Source organism: Streptomyces sp. LZ34, from assembly GCF_053890475.1.
This window is the reverse complement of the sequence record NZ_CM132680.1, coordinates 11,105,435-11,121,538: the sequence shown is the minus strand read 5'-3', so window position 1 is coordinate 11,121,538 and position 16,104 is coordinate 11,105,435. Positions and strand designations below refer to the sequence as shown.

Here is a 16,104-nt window from a genome sequence, read left to right as displayed (position 1 = left end):
CCACTCCGTACGCCTGGATCCCGCCGTGTGCTGTGGTGCGAGAGGGGCGACACCGGCTGCAGATCCTCACCGTCTGGATGCGGGAGGCGTTCGGCACCACCGACATCGACGACCTGCGGGAGCTGCACGGCTGATGCCACTTGTCTGAATCGGCAGAAGGCGCAGACGCACGACCTCCTGCGTATCCGGAGACCGAATCCGCACGTCCCCCCATCAGGTGATTCGCGACTGTCGGCGAGCCGGGCGCCGGGAGCGTTTTCGTTCGCAGCTTCTGGCTCCTGTCGCGGCCCCCTTCCACTTCCGCTACGACGAAGTGAGCAGCTTTGTCCAGGACGTGGTCAAGCGATACGTCAACCAGAGCTACCGCGGCATAACCACCACCTGTTGGGTCGGCCTCAACGATGGCCGCAGCCACCGGTTGCAGGGCCAGTCCACCCGGACGGAGCGCAATGTCGTCGACGATTTCCGCCATCTCGTCGACCCGAAGATCGCCGCAGCCCAACTCCCCGGAATGCTCGCGACCATGCGCCAAGGGCGGGCTGTGGCCTTCGGCGCCTATGTCCTGGAGCCGAGTGCGCTCGCGACAGGGACCGGCCGCAAGCACAAACGGCTGCCCTGGCCCCAGGTCGAACAGGTCACCTTGGAGCGCGGCCTCGTCAAGGTGACCGAGCGAGGACGGCGCGGTGCCTGGGCCACCGCGAGCACCTCCGCCGTCCCCAACCTCACCGCGTTCCTGAACCTGGTGCGCGAAGCGCAGGCAGGTGTGTGAACACGTCGCCTGTGTATGGCTTGTCTTGTCTCCACAGTCGCCGTGTGCGGTTGGGTTCGTGTTGCGTTCGGAGGATGTCGTCGTGATCCGCACCTCGTCCTCGACGGACACCCGGTAGTACGCCCTACCTCGGTGCCTGGAAGCCGCCGATCTTCTGCTCGAGCAGTTCGGCCAGCCGCAGCGGGGTGCGGTCCTCGAACATCGGACCGATGAGCTGCACTCCCACCGGCAGACCCTCGGGGGACCGGCCCGCTGGTATGGCGGTGGCGGGCAGGCCGGGCATGGTGGCCACACCGGCCCAGACAAGCTGGTCGAAGTACGGGTACTCGACGCCGTCGATGTCGATCCGGCGTTCCAACACATTGGGGTTGTGGTCGTGCGGGAACGTGGGAGTGGGCGTGATCGGACACACCACGGCATCGAACTCGGCGAAGAGCTGCCGCCAGCCGTGGCGGTGGAGTTCGCGACGGTTGTTCGCCTCGATCCAGTCGCGGTGGCTGAACACCATGCCACGCAGCCGCGTCGCGTCGAGGCTCTGGTCGTCTGCGCTCAGTCCGGCGGCGCGGGTCCGCAGCTGCTCGTACGCTTCGACGGGAAAACGCGCAACGGAGCTCGAAAACAGCAACTGCGTGTAGAGCACCGCGGCTTCGGTCAGATCGGGCAGCAGCGGAGTGTGCCGTTCGACGCGGGCGCCGCCGTCGACAAGGGCGTCGGCCACCCGGTTCACGCCCGCCCGCACAGCGGACCCGGTCGGAATGAGCGGATGCTCGTCGACGACCAGGACCCGGAAGTCGCCGAGCCGCTCGTGGCGCGCGGGCGGCAGCGTCAAGTCGTGCGCCTTGCCGAGCGTCAGCGGGTCCGGTCCGGCCATGACGTCGAGCAGGAACGTGAGGTCGCGGGCAGTGCGCGCCATCGGACCGACGACGGCGAGGTCGAGGTCGACCGGCAATGGCGGTGCCGGCGGCACGACCATGCCGCGGGTTGCCGCCAGTCCGAGTGTCGGCTTGTGCGCATAGATGCCGCAGAAATGCGCGGGGGCGCGCAGCGAACCGGCGAGGTCGGAGCCGATGGACAGCGCGCAGAATCCGGACGCCAGGGCCGCCGCTGATCCGCCGGAGGATCCGCCCGACGTGCGATCGTGATCCCACGGATTGTTAGTGGTGCCGTAGATCTCGTTGAAGCTCTGGATATCTTGCAGCCCCAAGGGCACATTGGTTTTACCCAGCACCACCGCGCCCGCGGCCTTGAGCCGCGACACCTGCACCGCGTCCTCGGCCGGCACATAGTCCCGGTGTTGCGGCATGCCCCAGGTCGTGGGCAGCCCAGCCATGTTGTAGGACTCTTTGACCGTCACCGGAATGCCGAGCAGCGGCCGGTCCTCACCGCGGGCGCGCGCCTGGTCGGCACCGCGCGCGGCGGCCCGTGCACGGTCGAAGTCCGGCACACAGATCGCGTTGATCGCCTTGTCGACCCGCTCGATTCGGGCGATCGCCTCGTCGGTCAGTTCCGCCGAGGTCACTTCACCGGCACGCAAGGAAGCCACCAGTTTTTCGGCCGTCTGAAAATTCCACTCCATGAATCCGACCGTACCGGCCTCTGGAACAGGTCATAAAATGCCGCTTCGCACAACGGAATGGATGTCTCAGTACCCATCATGTTCCTCTCCCCCACAGAGGCTTGTGTCCGCAGAGACCGTCTCGCGGAGCCGGACGATCTCTTCGTGCTGGGCGACGAGCCGAGTCAGGGCCTGGCTGCGGAAGCCGGTGAGCTCGTCGACCTGCGGGGCTCGGTTATTCATCGCTGCTGGTCAAACGCCCCGCCCCGGCTCGTAGAGAGCTACGACCATGATGGAATGATCGTGTCCCTTCTGACCAGGTGACTCGACGTCTTCTCTCGGTGCCCGCAGTGCTTCTGCGGCGGGACACCGCGAAGGAGGCTGAACTTCTTGTCTTGCGTCACGAAAACGCCGTGCTACGACGCCAGCTGCAGGGGCGAGTACGGTACGAGCCCGCGGACCGCCTGTGGTTCACGGCCCTGTCCTCCCTGAACTCCCGCCGCCGCTGGGCCAAGGTCCTCCCCATCACACCGAGCACGCTGCCGGCCTGGCACCGAAAGCTCGTCGCCCGCCGATGGGTCTACTCCCGCCGACGCCGTGGTCCCGAAGGTGAAGCGTTCGGAATGCTCGACCTCGAGCAGCACGACGGCCGCGCCGCCGGGGGCGGCGCGGTCCGCGTCGCCCAGCGCGTGCTCGCCCTGGCCGCGGTCATCTGGCGCCCGCAACCACAAGACCGGTCAACCGGTCATACGGTCCCTGATCGCGTTCGATCAGCTGAGCTCGATGAGGAGGTCGCCGCCTTCGACCTGCTGGATCTGGCTGATGGCGACACGGGACACCTTCCCTGCCCTGGGGGCGGTGATGGTGGCTTCCATCTTCATTGCTTCGATGGTGGCCACGGTGGCGCCGGCCTTGACCGTGTCGCCGTCGGTGACCGTGAGCGTGACCACGCCGGCGAAGGGGGCTGCGACGTGGCCGGGGTTGGCCTTGTCGGCTTTCTGGGTCGCCGGGATGTCGGACGCCACGGAGGCGTCCCGCACCTGGATCGGCCTCAGTTGGCCGTTGAGTGTGGCCATCACGGTACGCATGCCGCGTTCGTCGGCCTCGCCGATGGCTTCGAGTTCGATGAGCAGCCGGACCCCGGGCTCGAGGTCCACCGTGTACTCCTTGCCCGGGCGCAGGCCGTAGAAAAAGTCCTTGCTGGCCAGCAGGCTGGTGTCGCCGTAGGTCTGGCGATGGGTGGCGAAGTCCTTGGTCGGCCCGGGGAACAGCAGCCGGTTCAGCGTCGCCCGCCGGTCCTTCAAGAGCAGTTCGCGGTCTTCGACGGACAGTTCGGGGGTCGGCTTGGGCTTTGGGCGGCCCTGCAACGCCTTGGTACGGAACGGCTCCGGCCAGCCGCCGGGCGGGGTGCCCAGCTCGCCCCGCAGGAAGCCGATGACCGAGTCGGGGATGTCGTACTTGTTCGGCTCGGCCTCGAAGTCCTCCGGTGCCACGCCGGCCCCGACCAGGTGCAGTGCGAGGTCGCCGACCACCTTCGATGAGGGGGTGACCTTCACCAGGCGGCCAAGGATCCGGTCGGCGGCGGCGTACATCGCCTCGACCTCCTCGAAGCGGTCGTCGAGGCCGAGCGCGACGGCCTGGGTGCGCAGGTTGGACAGCTGTCCGCCGGGGATCTCGTGGTGGTAGACGCGTCCGGTCGGCGAGGCCAGGCCGGCCTCGAACGGGGCGTAGATGGCGCGTACGGTCTCCCAGTACGGCTCCAGGTCGCCGACGGCTTGGAGGTCCAGCCCGGTGGGCCGGTCGGTGTGGTCGGTGGCGGCCACGATCGCCGACAGCGACGGCTGGCTGGTGGTGCCCGCCATGGAGGCCACCGCCCCGTCCACCGCGTCCGCGCCGGCCTGGATCGCCGCGAGGTAGGTGGCGAGCTGGCCGCCGGTGGTGTCGTGGGTGTGGAGATGCACCGGCAGGTCGAACTCCCTGCGCAGCGCGGAAACGAGCTTGGCCGCGGCCGGGGCGCGCAGCAGCCCGGCCATGTCCTTGATAGCCAGGATGTGTGCGCCGGCGGCCACGATCTGCTCGGCCAGTTTCAGGTAGTAGTCGAGGGTGTACAGCTTCTCTGATGGGTCGGAGAGGTCGGCGGTGTAGCACAGCGCGACCTCGGCGATCGCGGTGCCGGTGTTCCGTACGGCGTCGATGGCGGGGCGCATCTGCCCGACGTCGTTGAGCGCGTCGAAGATCCGGAAGATGTCGATGCCGGTGTCCGTGGCCTCCTGTACGAAGGTGTCCGTCACCTCAGTCGGGTACGGGGTGTAGCCCACGGTGTTGCGGCCGCGCAGCAGCATCTGCAGGCAGATGTTCGGTACCGCTTCGCGCAGCGCGGCGAGGCGCTCCCAGGGGTCCTCGGCGAGGAAGCGGAGCGCGACGTCGTAGGTGGCGCCGCCCCAGCACTCCAGGGACAGCAGCTGCGGCAGCGTCCGCGCCACCACCGGGGCCACCGCGAGCAGGTCCTTCGTCCGCACGCGGGTGGCCAGCAGCGACTGATGCGCGTCACGGAAGGTGGTGTCGGTCGCCCCGATGGTCGGCGAGGCGCGCAGCCACCGCGCAAAGCCCTCCGGGCCGAGTTCGGTGAGCTTCTGCCTGGAGCCGACAGGAGGTTCGGTGCCGGGGATGCGCGGCAGTTTGGTGGTCGGGTCGATCAGCGCCGGCCGCTCACCGTGGGGCTTGTTCACCGTGACATCGGCGAGGTAGGTAAGCAGCTTCGTGCCGCGGTCGGCGGAGTGCCGAGCCGTCAGCAGGTGCGGCCGTTGCTCGATGAACGACGTCGTGACCCGCCCGGCCCTGAAGTCCGGATCGTCCAGCACAGCCTGGAGGAACGGGATGTTCGTGGCCACCCCGCGGATACGGAACTCGGCCACGGCCCGCCGGGCACGGCCGACCGCGGTGTCAAAGTCCCGGCCCCGGCAGGTCAGCTTGACCAGCATCGAGTCGAAATGCGCGCTGATCTCCGTGCCGGCGTGGGCGGTGCCGCCGTCCAGCCGGATGCCCGAGCCGCCCGGCGAGCGGTACGCGCTGATCATGCCGACATCCGGGCGGAAACCGTTGGCCGCGTCCTCGGTGGTGATCCGGCACTGCAACGCGGCACCGTGCAGCTTGACGGTCTCCTGCGACAGCCCGAGATCGGCCAGCGTCTGACCGGCGGCGATCCTCAGCTGAGCCTGCACCAGGTCGACATCGGTGACCTCCTCGGTCACCGTGTGCTCGACCTGGATGCGCGGGTTCATCTCGATGAACACGTGCTTCCCGGCACGGTCGAGCAAGAACTCCACCGTGCCCGCGTTGCGGTAGCCGATCTGCCGGGCGAACTTCACCGCGTCGGCGCACATCCGCTCGCGCAGCTCCGGGTCGAGGTTGGGCGCGGGCGCCAGCTCGATCACCTTCTGGTGCCGGCGCTGCACCGAACAGTCACGCTCGAACAGGTGAATGACGTTGCCGTCCCCGTCGGCGAGGATCTGCACCTCGATGTGGCGGGGCTCGACGACGGCCTTCTCCAGGAAGACGGTGGGGTCGCCGAACGCGGAGGCGGCCTCGCGGGATGCCGCCTCGACGGACTCGCGCAGCGTCCTTCGGTCCTCGACCCGCCGCATACCGCGTCCGCCACCACCGGCCACGGCCTTGACGAACACCGGGAAGCCGAGCTCCTCCGCCGCCCGGACCAGCTCGTCCACATCGGTGGAGGGCTGCGAGGAGCCGAGCACCGGGACGCCGGCCGCACGGGCCGCGGCCACGGCCCGCGCCTTGTTCCCGGTCAGCTCCAGGATCTCCGCGTCAGGGCCGACGAACGTGATGCCCGCCTCCTCGCACGCACGGGCGAGGTCGGGATTCTCGGACAGGAATCCGTACCCGGGGTAGACCGCGTCCGCGCCCGCCGCGCGCGCCGCGCGGACGATCTCCTCCACGGACAGATAAGCCCGCACCGGATGCCCCGGCTCACCGATCTCATACGCCTCATCGGCCTTCAGCCGGTGCAACGAGTTGCGGTCTTCGTGCGGGAACACAGCGACGGTCTTCGCACCCAGCTCAAAGCCGGCACGGAACGCCCGAATCGCGATCTCACCACGGTTGGCAACGAGGATCTTCCGGAACATCGCTGTCCCCCCTCCTTCGGTCGGGCCGTCGATCGGCTCTTCTTCGCACCCTGGAAGCCACGTGAACGTTAATGGCACCACGTGCCAATGAAAAGGGATACAGCACGCCCGATGACGGGAAGAATAGACCACAAATAATTACGATTCGGTAGAAATCGTGCGCGCATCGATTGGCCCATACCGACCGTCATTCGCCCCACACCTGGCACCCAGTGCCGCACCCACGCCCTCTTATGGCCCAGGAGTGCACGGTGCCGCCTACAGTGGACATGGCGAGGAATACGGCGCGGATACTCGTCTCCTGTCACCGTTGCCGAGACGGCACCGGTGCAGTGCAAGGGTTTGGCGAGGGGTGGCTACCCCGGCCTTCTGGCCCCGAACAACGATGGAGCGCACGTGACCGACGAAGCGATGGGTGACGAGGTCTACCAGCCGGACGGCTCGGAGGTGCAGGACGACGTCGGGGTGCTGGACGCGTCCGACACCCTGGACTACCGGGGCGGCGACCAGGCCCTGGACGAGGGCTACTCGCCTCCGGAGCGGCCCTGGGGCGTGGAGCACACCGGTGTCACGGCATCGGAGCAGCAGCGGGGGGAGACTCTGGACGAGCGCCTCTCCGAGGAGGTGCCGGACATCGGCGTCCCGGAGGGCGACGGTATTGGTGACGCCTTGGACACGGACGGTGAGCTCATCGACTACGAGGTCGGCGATGAGCGGGCCGGGCGGCTTCTCGCGCCGGACGAGGGCAGCCATGAGAACAGAGAGTCCGACCTGTTCGCTTCCGACGTGGGTCTGGACGGCGCCGGGGCATCGGCAGAGGAAGCCGCGATGCATCTGATCCCCGACTCCGAGACCTCCTGACGCCACGCGAGCACGGGGAGTGGGCCGGTGCCGAGTACGGCCCGGCCCGCACGGCTCTGTCCGTGGGCCCCGCGCTGGGGACCGGAACGTGGGGACCGGAACCGTACGCCCGGATCAGGCTCGACCGGCCTCCATGGTGACCCGTATGCCCGCCACGTCGTGGCCGAGCTGGTGGCGGGCATACGGGTCGGCGACGAGGTCAGCGGCCGTAGACGGAGACCTCGTAGAGGCCGCGTGCCCAGTCGGCGTCCTTGTTGTGGGCCAGGTCGAATGACTTGTACACGGTCAGCCTGACGTACCGGTGTGTGCCGGTCAGTTGGTGGTTCTGGTAGCCGATCCGGTTGTTCTGGGTGTTGTCGACCTGTTCGGTCCACTTCTCGCCGTCGTCGCTGACGGACACGGTGTAGCGGTGGACGTTGTCGGAGCCGCCGACGGTCTTGAACGACAGGCCGACCCATGACAGTTTGCGCGCCTTGCCGAGGGCGACCTGCCAGGAGAAGGGCAGCCCCTTGCTCTTGTAGTACTGCTCGATGTCGTCATAGATGTCGACGTCGTAGTCCCTGCCGTCATTGGCCTGTCCGGCGTTGTAGTGCCGGTACTTGCCCTGCTCCTCCTGCTCGGGCGTGGTCTCCCAGTCGTCGAGCCCGTCCGTGGGCCCGCCGATGGCGGTCTTGACCTGGGCGGTGGCGGTGACCGGCTGGTTGAGCGACAACAGCTTGTCGCCGGTGTCGACGATCGTGCCGCGCTTGAGGTCGACGTCGAGCTGCGGGGTGAAGCGCATCCCCATCAGGCCCTTGCCGCTGTTGCCCTTGTCGTCGATGGTCAGAGGGAGCCAGACGTAGCTGGACTTCAACAGGAGGTCGGGCCGCCAGCGGTCGCCCATGTACACGTACTGCGGCTTGCTGTCGGTGCCAATGTTGAGGATCTTGGTGGGTTGGGAGCCGTAGGTGGTGTTGTCGCCGACCGGCTGCAACGCGGACCAGGCCTTCTGGCCGTCGCGGTAGCCGTAGGCGTCGCGAGGTTGGCTGAAGCCCGCGTCCATGTCGTCGGTGCGTCCGTACTGGGCCTGGTTGGGGTACCAACCGGACTGAGAGGACGTCATGAGGTAGACGTATGCGCCGTTCTTGCCACCGTTGCGGATCAGCGCGGGGGCCTCGCGGTGTCCGCCCACGTACAGGTCGTACTCCTTGTCGGGCACGACGTCGGTGAAGTCGTCGTTCAGCTTCCACACCCGCATGTAGATGTGGTCCTGCGCGGTGATCAGGTAGGCCTCACCGGTCTTGGGGTCCTGGTCGACGGTGAAGTCGCGGGAGCCGTAGCCGATGTTGTCGCCCTTCCGCGCCGGCTCGGGATCCTGGCCGTCCATGGTGTAGTAGGTCTCGGCGCCGTAGGAGGGTTCGTAGACGCGCAGTTCCTTGTAACCAAAGTCTTCGTATGTGCCGGAGGCGCGGTTGATGACGGGCTGGAAGACGGGCACGGTGGATGGGTCGGCGGCGACCTCGTAGGTGACGGTGGCGACCTCGCTCGTCTTGCCGTCCTTCTCGGTCACGGCCTTGACGGTGGTCGTGTGTCCGACATCGCCGGCGAGGGAGACGCGCATGCCGTCCGAGAACCGCTGCCGCTTGGTGTTGGAGGCGTCGGCGGGGTCGGAGCCGTCAGTGGTGAAGTAGCTGGCGGAGCCGGCGGTCGCGCTGGTGACGAAGGCGACGTCCTTGCTCTTGACGTAGACGACGTCCTTCGATGTGGACTCGTCGAGGGTCGGGCTGATCAGCGGTGCGGTGAGGGTGTCGTGCGAGTTGCCCGGGTCGCCGATCTTGAACTCGGCCGTCGTGGTCTTCGACTCCGTCCGCGTGGGATACCGGACGATGTAGTCGTCAGTCGAGACGTTGTAGTCCTTGGAGTATGTGTCATAGGCGCTCTTGTCGAAGGCGGTCATCTTGACCGCCTTCGCCTTCAGCGTCGTGTCGTGCGCGATGTCGTTGAGCTGATAGGTCCACCAGTTGCCGGCCTGGCTCGTGCCGTAGTCGTCGTCACTGACGTACGACAGGTTCTCCGGGGTGCTGGAACTCGGATCCTTGTAGGCCATGATCCGCGGTGGATAGTCCGCCCGCACGGGCTTGTAGGCGTGGGTCGAGTTCGACGCGTCCTTGGCCGAGGTGTCCCAGTCCTCCGTCAGCTGTCCGAGCCGGTTGCCCATGGCGTTGCCGTCGTTGTTGCCCGCGCCGGGGCGGAAGTGGCCCTTCGAGGTGATGGTGTACGGCCCCTCGGGTTTGTCCGCGGTGGCGACGAGGACCTCGGAGGCCGAGTAGTCGGCTGCCATCTCCCAGTGGCCCCACAGGACGTACTTCTTGGTCTTCTCGCTGTACAGGAGCTTGGGGCGCTCCACCTTGGAGTGGCTGAGGAGCTTGTCGCCCCGGGCGTCGACGGTTTCGGCGCTCAGGATTTGCTTGATCTTCGTCCAGTTCTTCAGGTCCTTGGAGGCGTAGAGATTCACGCCGTTGAAGACGTAGCCGCCCGACGACCTGTCCTCGCCAACCCAGTAGTAGGTGTCGCCTCGCTTGAGGAAACCTCCACCATGGGCATCGATCGGGTCGCCGTTCGTGTCGAAGAACGTCTGCCCGTTGGTGATGACCTTGTTCCCTGACGCGGCGGCAGCCGACGATACGCCGCCCACCAAGGCGGGTGTCGTTCCAGTCAGTAAGACGGCGGTGGCGAACACCGCGGCGGCTCTCTTAGCGCTCGTCATGATGGATCGGCATCCTTTCCAGGACCTCCGAGTCGGATGTTTCACACGAGCATCACTGTCGGGGGCCGATGCCACAATCCATCGGCATGGCGAGGAATCCGGTACGAGAGTCGGCGGATCGGCTGGTGGGGCTACCGGCCGGGTGCGGATGTGCCGGGAGTACCTCGTGATCTGCGATGATCCGGGGTTCCACGCCGAACCGGGGCTCCCGGCTGAGGGCGTCCGCCAGGCGGTGCAGGGCGGGCAACGGCAGCCGGTGCGGCAGCGCCGCCGGGAACGCCCGGTCGCTCGAGTTCAGCCAGGCCGACCTGAATGCCATCGCCCACGAGCTCAACCACCGTCCGCGTAAATCCCACGGCTACCGCACTCCGGCAGAGGTCTACGCCGACCTCCTGAACAGCAGTGGTGCGTTGATCACTTGAGCTCGCCGTCGGTCGCCGACACTCGGCCACAGCTGGATTTATCAGGAGCTTCCCATTCCCGGCCAGTACCGTGGGATCTCAGGTATTGATCCGGCTGCGGAGGGCTTCAACGTGGCTCAGATGTATACCCGGCTGGCCCTCGATCTCCGCACCGGCTCACGCAGCGTCCCAGACTTCGATGCCGGCCTGCGGCTGCACCGCCTCCTTGACGCGATAAAGCTCTCCGCGGATAGGGGCACCCGCCAATCCTTGAGCTGACAGGCCGAGGTCAGCAGACTGCCCCGGCACGACCGCGTGCGGATCCTCGACGCGATGACCGCGGAGAAAGCATTTCAGGCCAAACGGTCAGGGGGATCGCGTCAAAACAGCCGTCCCCTTGTCATGATCAATGAAACGGGAGGACCAATCCGGATACTCGCGGCACCAGCGCTCAACTATCTCCCGCTCGTCAGGACGACTCGCATCGTCCATAAATATCCGGGCATCGCCGTTTACCTTCGATTCAAGCATTGGGAGTGCTGGGTACCTTGAAAGTGGGTACAAGAATCCTGGAGGCCCATCGATCACCACCATGTCGCAGTTCTCAACATCTTCTATCTGCATAGGGTCGTACCAGTGCCATCGCTCTCCTTTGACATCCACCTCAACCAGTGGGGCGATACGCACTTGCGCATATGCGCTCAGCCCTTGCTGCTCCAATGTGGCAGCCGTCGCATTACCGAAGTCCTTATCATGATCAATCGAGATAATCTTCCCGGGGATTTCGAAATGGCGAAGCGCGTTTGCCATCCAGACCGTCGTGGCGCCGCTCCCCACGTCCAGGACGGAAACCGGACGTCGCTCCTGGATCTGCGAAATCAGGAATAGCAGGAAGTCGGGCGAGGCCGTCCAGTTTGTGGATTTTGGCATTACGTGCTTGACGGGAATGATTCCGTAGAGATTCGTCAGAGCCTCAACCTGCCTGAAACTGTTCACCACACTCCTCCGAAGTTCAGCGATTTCCTTCAGGATGTCATCCGCTGACGCCATCATTCACCTCTCATTCGTGGTCACAATTGCGTGAATCTTATCTTGCGCTGATCGAAAAGTCATCGCTGCTCGCTTTCATCGCTGTGCCGCCTATGACAAGACGCACCGTCATTGCCTGGTGATGGATGGTGAGAGCCGTCGGCTGCTGTCGCGGCGGGTGACCGATCGCGAACCCGAGCGCCTCCAGTACACCGTTTCCCTGCGGGCTGCGCTGCGGCGGCCTCGCCCCGGCAACCGGCGAGGTCCTGGCCCACATCGCCGCGTGCGGCACCCCTGCGCTACGCCGCCGACAGCAACCTCAAGAACGTCGTCATCGAGTGCGGCGGCAAGAGCCCCCAGATCGTGACCGCGACAACGCGGACCGCATCCCCGAGGTGGCGGCCGACCTCGCCGAGGCCGCGTTCTGGAACGCTGGCCAGAACTGCACCGCCGGATCCAGGATCCTGGTCCACTCCTCCATCAAGGACGAGTTCGTCGCCGCCCTGGTCAAGGCAGCAAACCAGCGCCGCGTTGCCGAAACCGGCCGACCCGGAGACCGCGATCGGCCCACTCATCGAAGCCTCCGCCCTCACCCCTGCTTCTCGTTGCCGATCTCATCCATGAGCTGCTGCTTTCTGGATGCCGCACGGGCGTCTCGCGCGGCTTACCGGGGGCGCGGGGCGTTGAAGTGGTAGGTACCTGCCGTGGCTCGGTAGACCCGGTACGGCTTGCCGCCGCTGGTGTCCTCACGGACGAACGCCGCGCCTTTGGGAGCTGTGACGCTCTTGCCCCGGGTGGGCACCCAGATCTCGGCGAGGGTGTTGTGCGGGATGGTGACCTTGAGGTGGATGCGTCCGTCGTCACGGCGTGTCCAGTGGGATGCGACCGTTCCGCGGACGGTGTTCAGCGTCGCGGCCACGTGGTCGAGCGGGGCCGGTTCGAGACTGGTGTCGGTCGTGGAAGCCGGCACCTTGCTGTTGACCGCGATGGTGGGGATGTGCGGCCGGATGCGCAGGGTCTCGTAGGCGGTGGAGGTCGGCTGGATGCCGGCGAGGCCCTGGTAGAACCAGGTGGCGACGGTGCTGCGGTAGTGGTGGTTGACGCTGCCTTGGAAGGGATAGCCCTCGTAGACGACTTCCCAGCTCTCCCACAAGGAGGTGGCTCCTTGCGCGATCTGGTGCACGTATCCGGGATAGCCGGGCTGTGTGACGGCTTTCAGCGCGATGTCGGTGTACCCGTATTCGTCAAGGATGTTGAACTCATAGCGCGAGCCGTACATGTCGTTCTGAATGTGATGGTCGGCGGCGACGATGCGGTCGGCGAGGAGCTTGGCGAGGGCCTTCTTGTTCTGGGCCAGGGTGCGGGTACCCGCGAGGTGTCGGGGGTCGTCGGTGGGAAGGTCCGAGCCGGGGACCAGGTCGAAGGCGATGGCCAGGGTGTTCTCGCTGGAGATGCTGCCCTGGGTGAAGCAGCCCTTGTCGGTGTCCCAGTAGTTGGCGATGAAGGCCCTGCGCAGGGTGCCGGCCAGCGTGCGGTAGTGGCGGGCTCTGGAGGTCTTGCCGAGGAGTTGGCCTACTTCGTCCATGTAGTCGCAGAAGTGGATGTAGAAGGCCAGGCTGATCACCGCGTTGTCGCCGGGGTCCTCGGCGCCGGAGTAGGCGCCCAGGGAGGCGGTGAAACGGTAGCCGTTGGCCTCGGTGAAGAGGGCCTCGTAGGTTTTGAGCAGGGCGTCCTGGTGGTCGTACAGCTCGGCGTACAGGGTGCTGTTGCCGTAGTACTTGTGCAGTTCGCGAGGGATGACGAAGTAGGCGGAGTCCCAGGCGGGCACGGCCTTCCAGGTGGACGACCAACCGGGGGTGTGGTCGTAGCCGTATCCGCCCTTCGCGGCGGGGAGGATCATGGGGAGCTGGCCGGTGGAGATCTGCCCGTCGGGGAAGCCGCGCAGGTACTTGGTGAAGGCGGCGTTGACGTCCCAGGTGAGGAGCTGGGACTCGGAGCTGGCCACGGTGTCTCCGGTCCAGCCGTTCTTCTCGCGTGAGGGCGTGTCGGTGGGCTTCTGGACCAGGTTGTTCTGCTCGGCCCATTCGAGGTTGTGCTGGATGCGGTTGATCAGCGCGTTGCCGGTCGTGAAGGTGCCGGTGCGGGCGAAACCCGACCGGGCCACGTGCACGCGGAACAGGCGCATGTCGAGCTTGGGATTTACCGGGCGGCCGAGGACCGCTTCGAGGTTGCGGACCTCCATGTAGCGGAAGCCCCAGTGATGGAACTGGGGTTCCCAGTCCTGCCGAGCGGAGGAGTCGAGTGTGTAGTAGTTGGTCTGCAGGTTGGCGTCGTGGAAGTTGTTCTCCTCGACGAGGGTGAGCGGGGCGTCCGCCGTTCCCTGACCCGACACCTTGTTGGCGCCGCTCATCCGCAGGGTCAGGCCCGCTGACGCTCGGTCCACTCCGGACAGGGACAGGACGGGGAAGCCTGTGAGGATCTGTCCGAAGTCGGCGATCCACACGTCTGCGGCCGGAGCGGCCCGCCGCAGCGTGAGGGGGTGCAGGCGCTGGTTGACCACGACGGGTTCCGCCTCGTGCGCCCGCACGCGAGCCGGGGTGAATCCCTCCGGGACCGTGGTGGCGGGCAGTACCCCGTGGTGCTTGGGTGCGGGGGCCTGGCAACTGCCGGGCGCAATCAGAACGGTTGCCGGCTGCCACCGCGACCGGGCGCAGTAGCCGGCGGCGCGCCAGTCTCCGAGTTCGGCGGCGCGGCGGGCGTCGTACTTCTCCCCCGAGTAGACGGAGTCGAAGAGTGTGGGACCGTCCGCGGTCTGCCACGAGTCGTCGGTGACCACGGTGGTGGTCCGCCCGTCCCGGTAGGTCACTACCAGCATGGCCCGCATCCGTGGCGCCCCCGCATAGGGGGCGAGGTGCCAGTACCACTCCTGCGGGGTGGTCACCCCGTACCAGCCTCGACCCAGTTCGGCGGCCAGCGCGTTCTCCCGGCCCGCACGGACCAGGCGGGTGACGTCGAAGGTGTCGTAGAAGACGGTGCGGTCGTAGGTGCTGTGGTCGGTCAGCAGCCGCGGGATGTTCGAGAGGTCCTTGGCGGGCTTCCTGCCGTCGGTGGTGAGCTGCTCGCCGTTGATGGTGAAAGTGACGTTGCCGGCCGCGCTGAGGTAGAGCCGCGCCCTGGCGATGTCGCCGTGTGCGAGGTCGGCCGTTTTGCGCAGCAAGGGGGCCGGGTTCGCAATGGGCAGCATCGCGTTCTTGGCGACGAGTATCAGACCGTCGGGGGTACCGATGCCGCTTTCGAAGGGGTTGGCGCCGCCGGTGAGATCGCAGCTGAAGTCCGCGGCTCCTGTCCCCGTGACTGTCACCTTGCGTACGATCGCCGAGCCGCCCGCTCCGAAACCGATGGACCCGTGCCGCCGGATCTGGTCCCCCTTCAGGGTCCGGGAGTCGACGCGGACGCCGTTCACCGTGGTGGTCACCGTGAGGTCCTCGACCCGGACGACGACGGTGTGGTCGCGGGAGTCCCAGCTCTCCGCCGTGAGCCCGGTGCCCGCCGGCACGGCGACAGTGGCGATGGTGACGGTCCGCGTACCCGTAGCCGTGGGGTTCGTCTCGCTCTGCGGGTCGTAGTGGTTATGGCCCCAGTCGGGCTCGGACGTACCGTCATCGACCCAGGTGTTCCCCGCGTAGTGGACAGTCGCCATCACCAGTTCCATCCCGGCGCCGGATCCAGCCTTGCGCAGTGTCCAGCTCAGGGCCTCGCCCCAGGTCTTGCCGATCGGCTCGGCACGCAGCAGCAGGGTCAGCCCGGTGGTCGGTGTGGTGCCGCCACGGAAGACGACCGTCTCGGTCAGATCCTCCCAGTCGTGGTCCTGCGGCTGCCGGCCGCCAATCCACCGTGCCCGTCCCCAGTCCGGCTCGCCGGCCAGGAGCCCGGTCTCCCAGCGCGCGGTGTCGCTCCAGCGCGAGGCTCTGCCCTCGGCGTCCCAGGACCGCACCCGCCAGTAACACTCCTGGCGAGAGGCGAGCGGCCGGCCCTCATAGGGGACGGCAGTGCTGTTGGAACTGCGGACCTTGCCGCTGCTCCACAGATTCCAGCGACCAGGCGCCGTTCCTACCTGGATCTCGTACGCCGTCTGCCGCTCCACATACGGCACCCAGCTGAAGACCGGATCTGTCTGAGTGCCCAGCGGGGAGGTGACCGAGTTGACCTCCAGGCGGGCCACGGATGCTGCTGGAGTGACTTCCCCCGCGGGAGCCGCGGAAGCCACCGCGGCGAGGCCCAGAGGAAGCGTCACCCCGGCTCCTCCCGCACAGATGATCCCGACCATGTCTCTGCGGCTCAGGGCACCCTGCGGCAGCTCCGACATGCGCATCCTCCTCGTCTACCCTGCGCGACCATTTGAGTCGTTTCAAAGATTGGCGTGGAGGCTAACGTGACGGGAACACCTAGGCAATGTTTCCTGCAGAAAAACCCAGATCACCGACTTGGAGAGGTTGGGTAAATGTACGAGGTGAGGGCCATTGAACGTTTCAAATCCACCGCAGCCGCACTATGGTTTGACGTTCGCGGACTTCGCCTACTGATCTTTGACTTGCGCG

Annotated in this window: 9 protein-coding genes and 2 pseudogenes; 5 read left to right on the top strand and 6 right to left on the bottom strand. The window is 66.7% G+C overall.

Annotated features, from left to right (window positions below; genetic code table 11):
- Positions 1 to 313: 313 nt before the first annotated feature.
- A complete protein-coding gene (locus ACWY4P_RS47935) occupies positions 314 to 769 on the top strand; it encodes a DUF6585 family protein (protein ID WP_456207076.1) in 456 nt (151 codons plus the stop codon).
- Between the two features lie 124 nt (positions 770 to 893).
- Here the strand turns inward: ACWY4P_RS47935 and ACWY4P_RS47930 are convergent, their stop codons facing one another.
- The gene (locus ACWY4P_RS47930; protein WP_456207075.1) at positions 894 to 2,345 is read right to left on the bottom strand and encodes an amidase; all 1,452 of its coding nucleotides are present in this window, start codon (positions 2,343 to 2,345) and stop codon (positions 894 to 896) included.
- Between the two features lie 599 nt (positions 2,346 to 2,944).
- Here ACWY4P_RS47930 and ACWY4P_RS47925 point away from each other — a divergent pair.
- Positions 2,945 to 3,095: pseudogene (locus tag ACWY4P_RS47925) on the top strand (IS982 family transposase); the annotation flags it as partial.
- Here ACWY4P_RS47925 and ACWY4P_RS47920 read toward each other — a convergent pair.
- Positions 3,095 to 6,469, bottom strand: a complete 3,375-nt coding sequence (locus ACWY4P_RS47920; RefSeq protein ID WP_456207074.1) for a pyruvate carboxylase — start codon at positions 6,467 to 6,469, stop codon at positions 3,095 to 3,097. The pseudogene ACWY4P_RS47925 and the gene ACWY4P_RS47920 sit on opposite strands and share 1 nt — an antisense overlap.
- Positions 6,470 to 6,880: 411 nt before the next feature.
- On the opposite strand from ACWY4P_RS47920, the gene ACWY4P_RS47915 reads away from it, so the two are divergent.
- Entirely contained in the window at positions 6,881 to 7,330 is a 450-nt protein-coding gene (locus ACWY4P_RS47915) for a DUF5709 domain-containing protein (RefSeq protein ID WP_456213301.1), read from the top strand.
- A gap of 199 nt (positions 7,331 to 7,529) precedes the next feature.
- Here the strand turns inward: ACWY4P_RS47915 and ACWY4P_RS47910 are convergent, their stop codons facing one another.
- Positions 7,530 to 10,076, bottom strand: coding sequence for a discoidin domain-containing protein (locus tag ACWY4P_RS47910; RefSeq protein ID WP_456207073.1), 2,547 nt, complete (start codon positions 10,074 to 10,076; stop codon positions 7,530 to 7,532).
- Between the two features lie 52 nt (positions 10,077 to 10,128).
- On the bottom strand, positions 10,129 to 10,395 hold the full coding sequence (locus ACWY4P_RS47905; protein WP_456213380.1) for a hypothetical protein: 267 nt from the start codon (positions 10,393 to 10,395) through the stop codon (positions 10,129 to 10,131).
- Here ACWY4P_RS47905 and ACWY4P_RS47900 point away from each other — a divergent pair.
- Positions 10,370 to 10,498, top strand: a pseudogene (locus tag ACWY4P_RS47900) (IS30 family transposase); the annotation flags it as partial. The gene ACWY4P_RS47905 and the pseudogene ACWY4P_RS47900 overlap by 26 nt on opposite strands.
- Before the next feature lie 345 nt (positions 10,499 to 10,843).
- Here ACWY4P_RS47900 and ACWY4P_RS47895 read toward each other — a convergent pair.
- Positions 10,844 to 11,530 carry a class I SAM-dependent methyltransferase gene (locus tag ACWY4P_RS47895; protein WP_456207072.1) on the bottom strand — a complete coding sequence of 229 codons (687 nt, stop codon included), beginning with the start codon at positions 11,528 to 11,530 and terminating at the stop codon, positions 10,844 to 10,846.
- A 314-nt stretch (positions 11,531 to 11,844) separates the two neighbouring features.
- Here ACWY4P_RS47895 and ACWY4P_RS47890 point away from each other — a divergent pair, with 314 nt between their 5' ends.
- Positions 11,845 to 12,201: an aldehyde dehydrogenase family protein gene (locus ACWY4P_RS47890; protein ID WP_456207071.1), complete on the top strand. Its 357-nt coding sequence runs from the start codon at positions 11,845 to 11,847 to the stop codon at positions 12,199 to 12,201.
- Here ACWY4P_RS47890 and ACWY4P_RS47885 read toward each other — a convergent pair.
- A complete protein-coding gene (locus tag ACWY4P_RS47885; RefSeq protein WP_456207070.1) occupies positions 12,171 to 15,872 on the bottom strand; it encodes a family 78 glycoside hydrolase catalytic domain in 3,702 nt (1,233 codons plus the stop codon). The genes ACWY4P_RS47890 and ACWY4P_RS47885 overlap by 31 nt on opposite strands.
- Positions 15,873 to 16,104 lie beyond the last annotated feature (232 nt).

What these genes read in the sequence shown, in the direction of transcription:
- ACWY4P_RS47930 (WP_456207075.1), bottom strand. Translation starts at nt 2,345, where the DNA reads ATGGAGTGGAATTTTCAGACGGCCGAAAAACTGGTGGCTTCCTTGCGT.
- ACWY4P_RS47920 (WP_456207074.1), bottom strand. Translation starts at nt 6,469, where the DNA reads ATGTTCCGGAAGATCCTCGTTGCCAACCGTGGTGAGATCGCGATTCGG.
- ACWY4P_RS47915 (WP_456213301.1), top strand. Translation starts at nt 6,881, where the DNA reads ATGGGTGACGAGGTCTACCAGCCGGACGGCTCGGAGGTGCAGGACGAC.
- ACWY4P_RS47910 (WP_456207073.1), bottom strand. Translation starts at nt 10,076, where the DNA reads ATGACGAGCGCTAAGAGAGCCGCCGCGGTGTTCGCCACCGCCGTCTTA.
- ACWY4P_RS47905 (WP_456213380.1), bottom strand. Translation starts at nt 10,395, where the DNA reads ATGGCATTCAGGTCGGCCTGGCTGAACTCGAGCGACCGGGCGTTCCCG.
- ACWY4P_RS47895 (WP_456207072.1), bottom strand. Translation starts at nt 11,530, where the DNA reads ATGATGGCGTCAGCGGATGACATCCTGAAGGAAATCGCTGAACTTCGG.
- ACWY4P_RS47885 (WP_456207070.1), bottom strand. Translation starts at nt 15,872, where the DNA reads ATGTCGGAGCTGCCGCAGGGTGCCCTGAGCCGCAGAGACATGGTCGGG.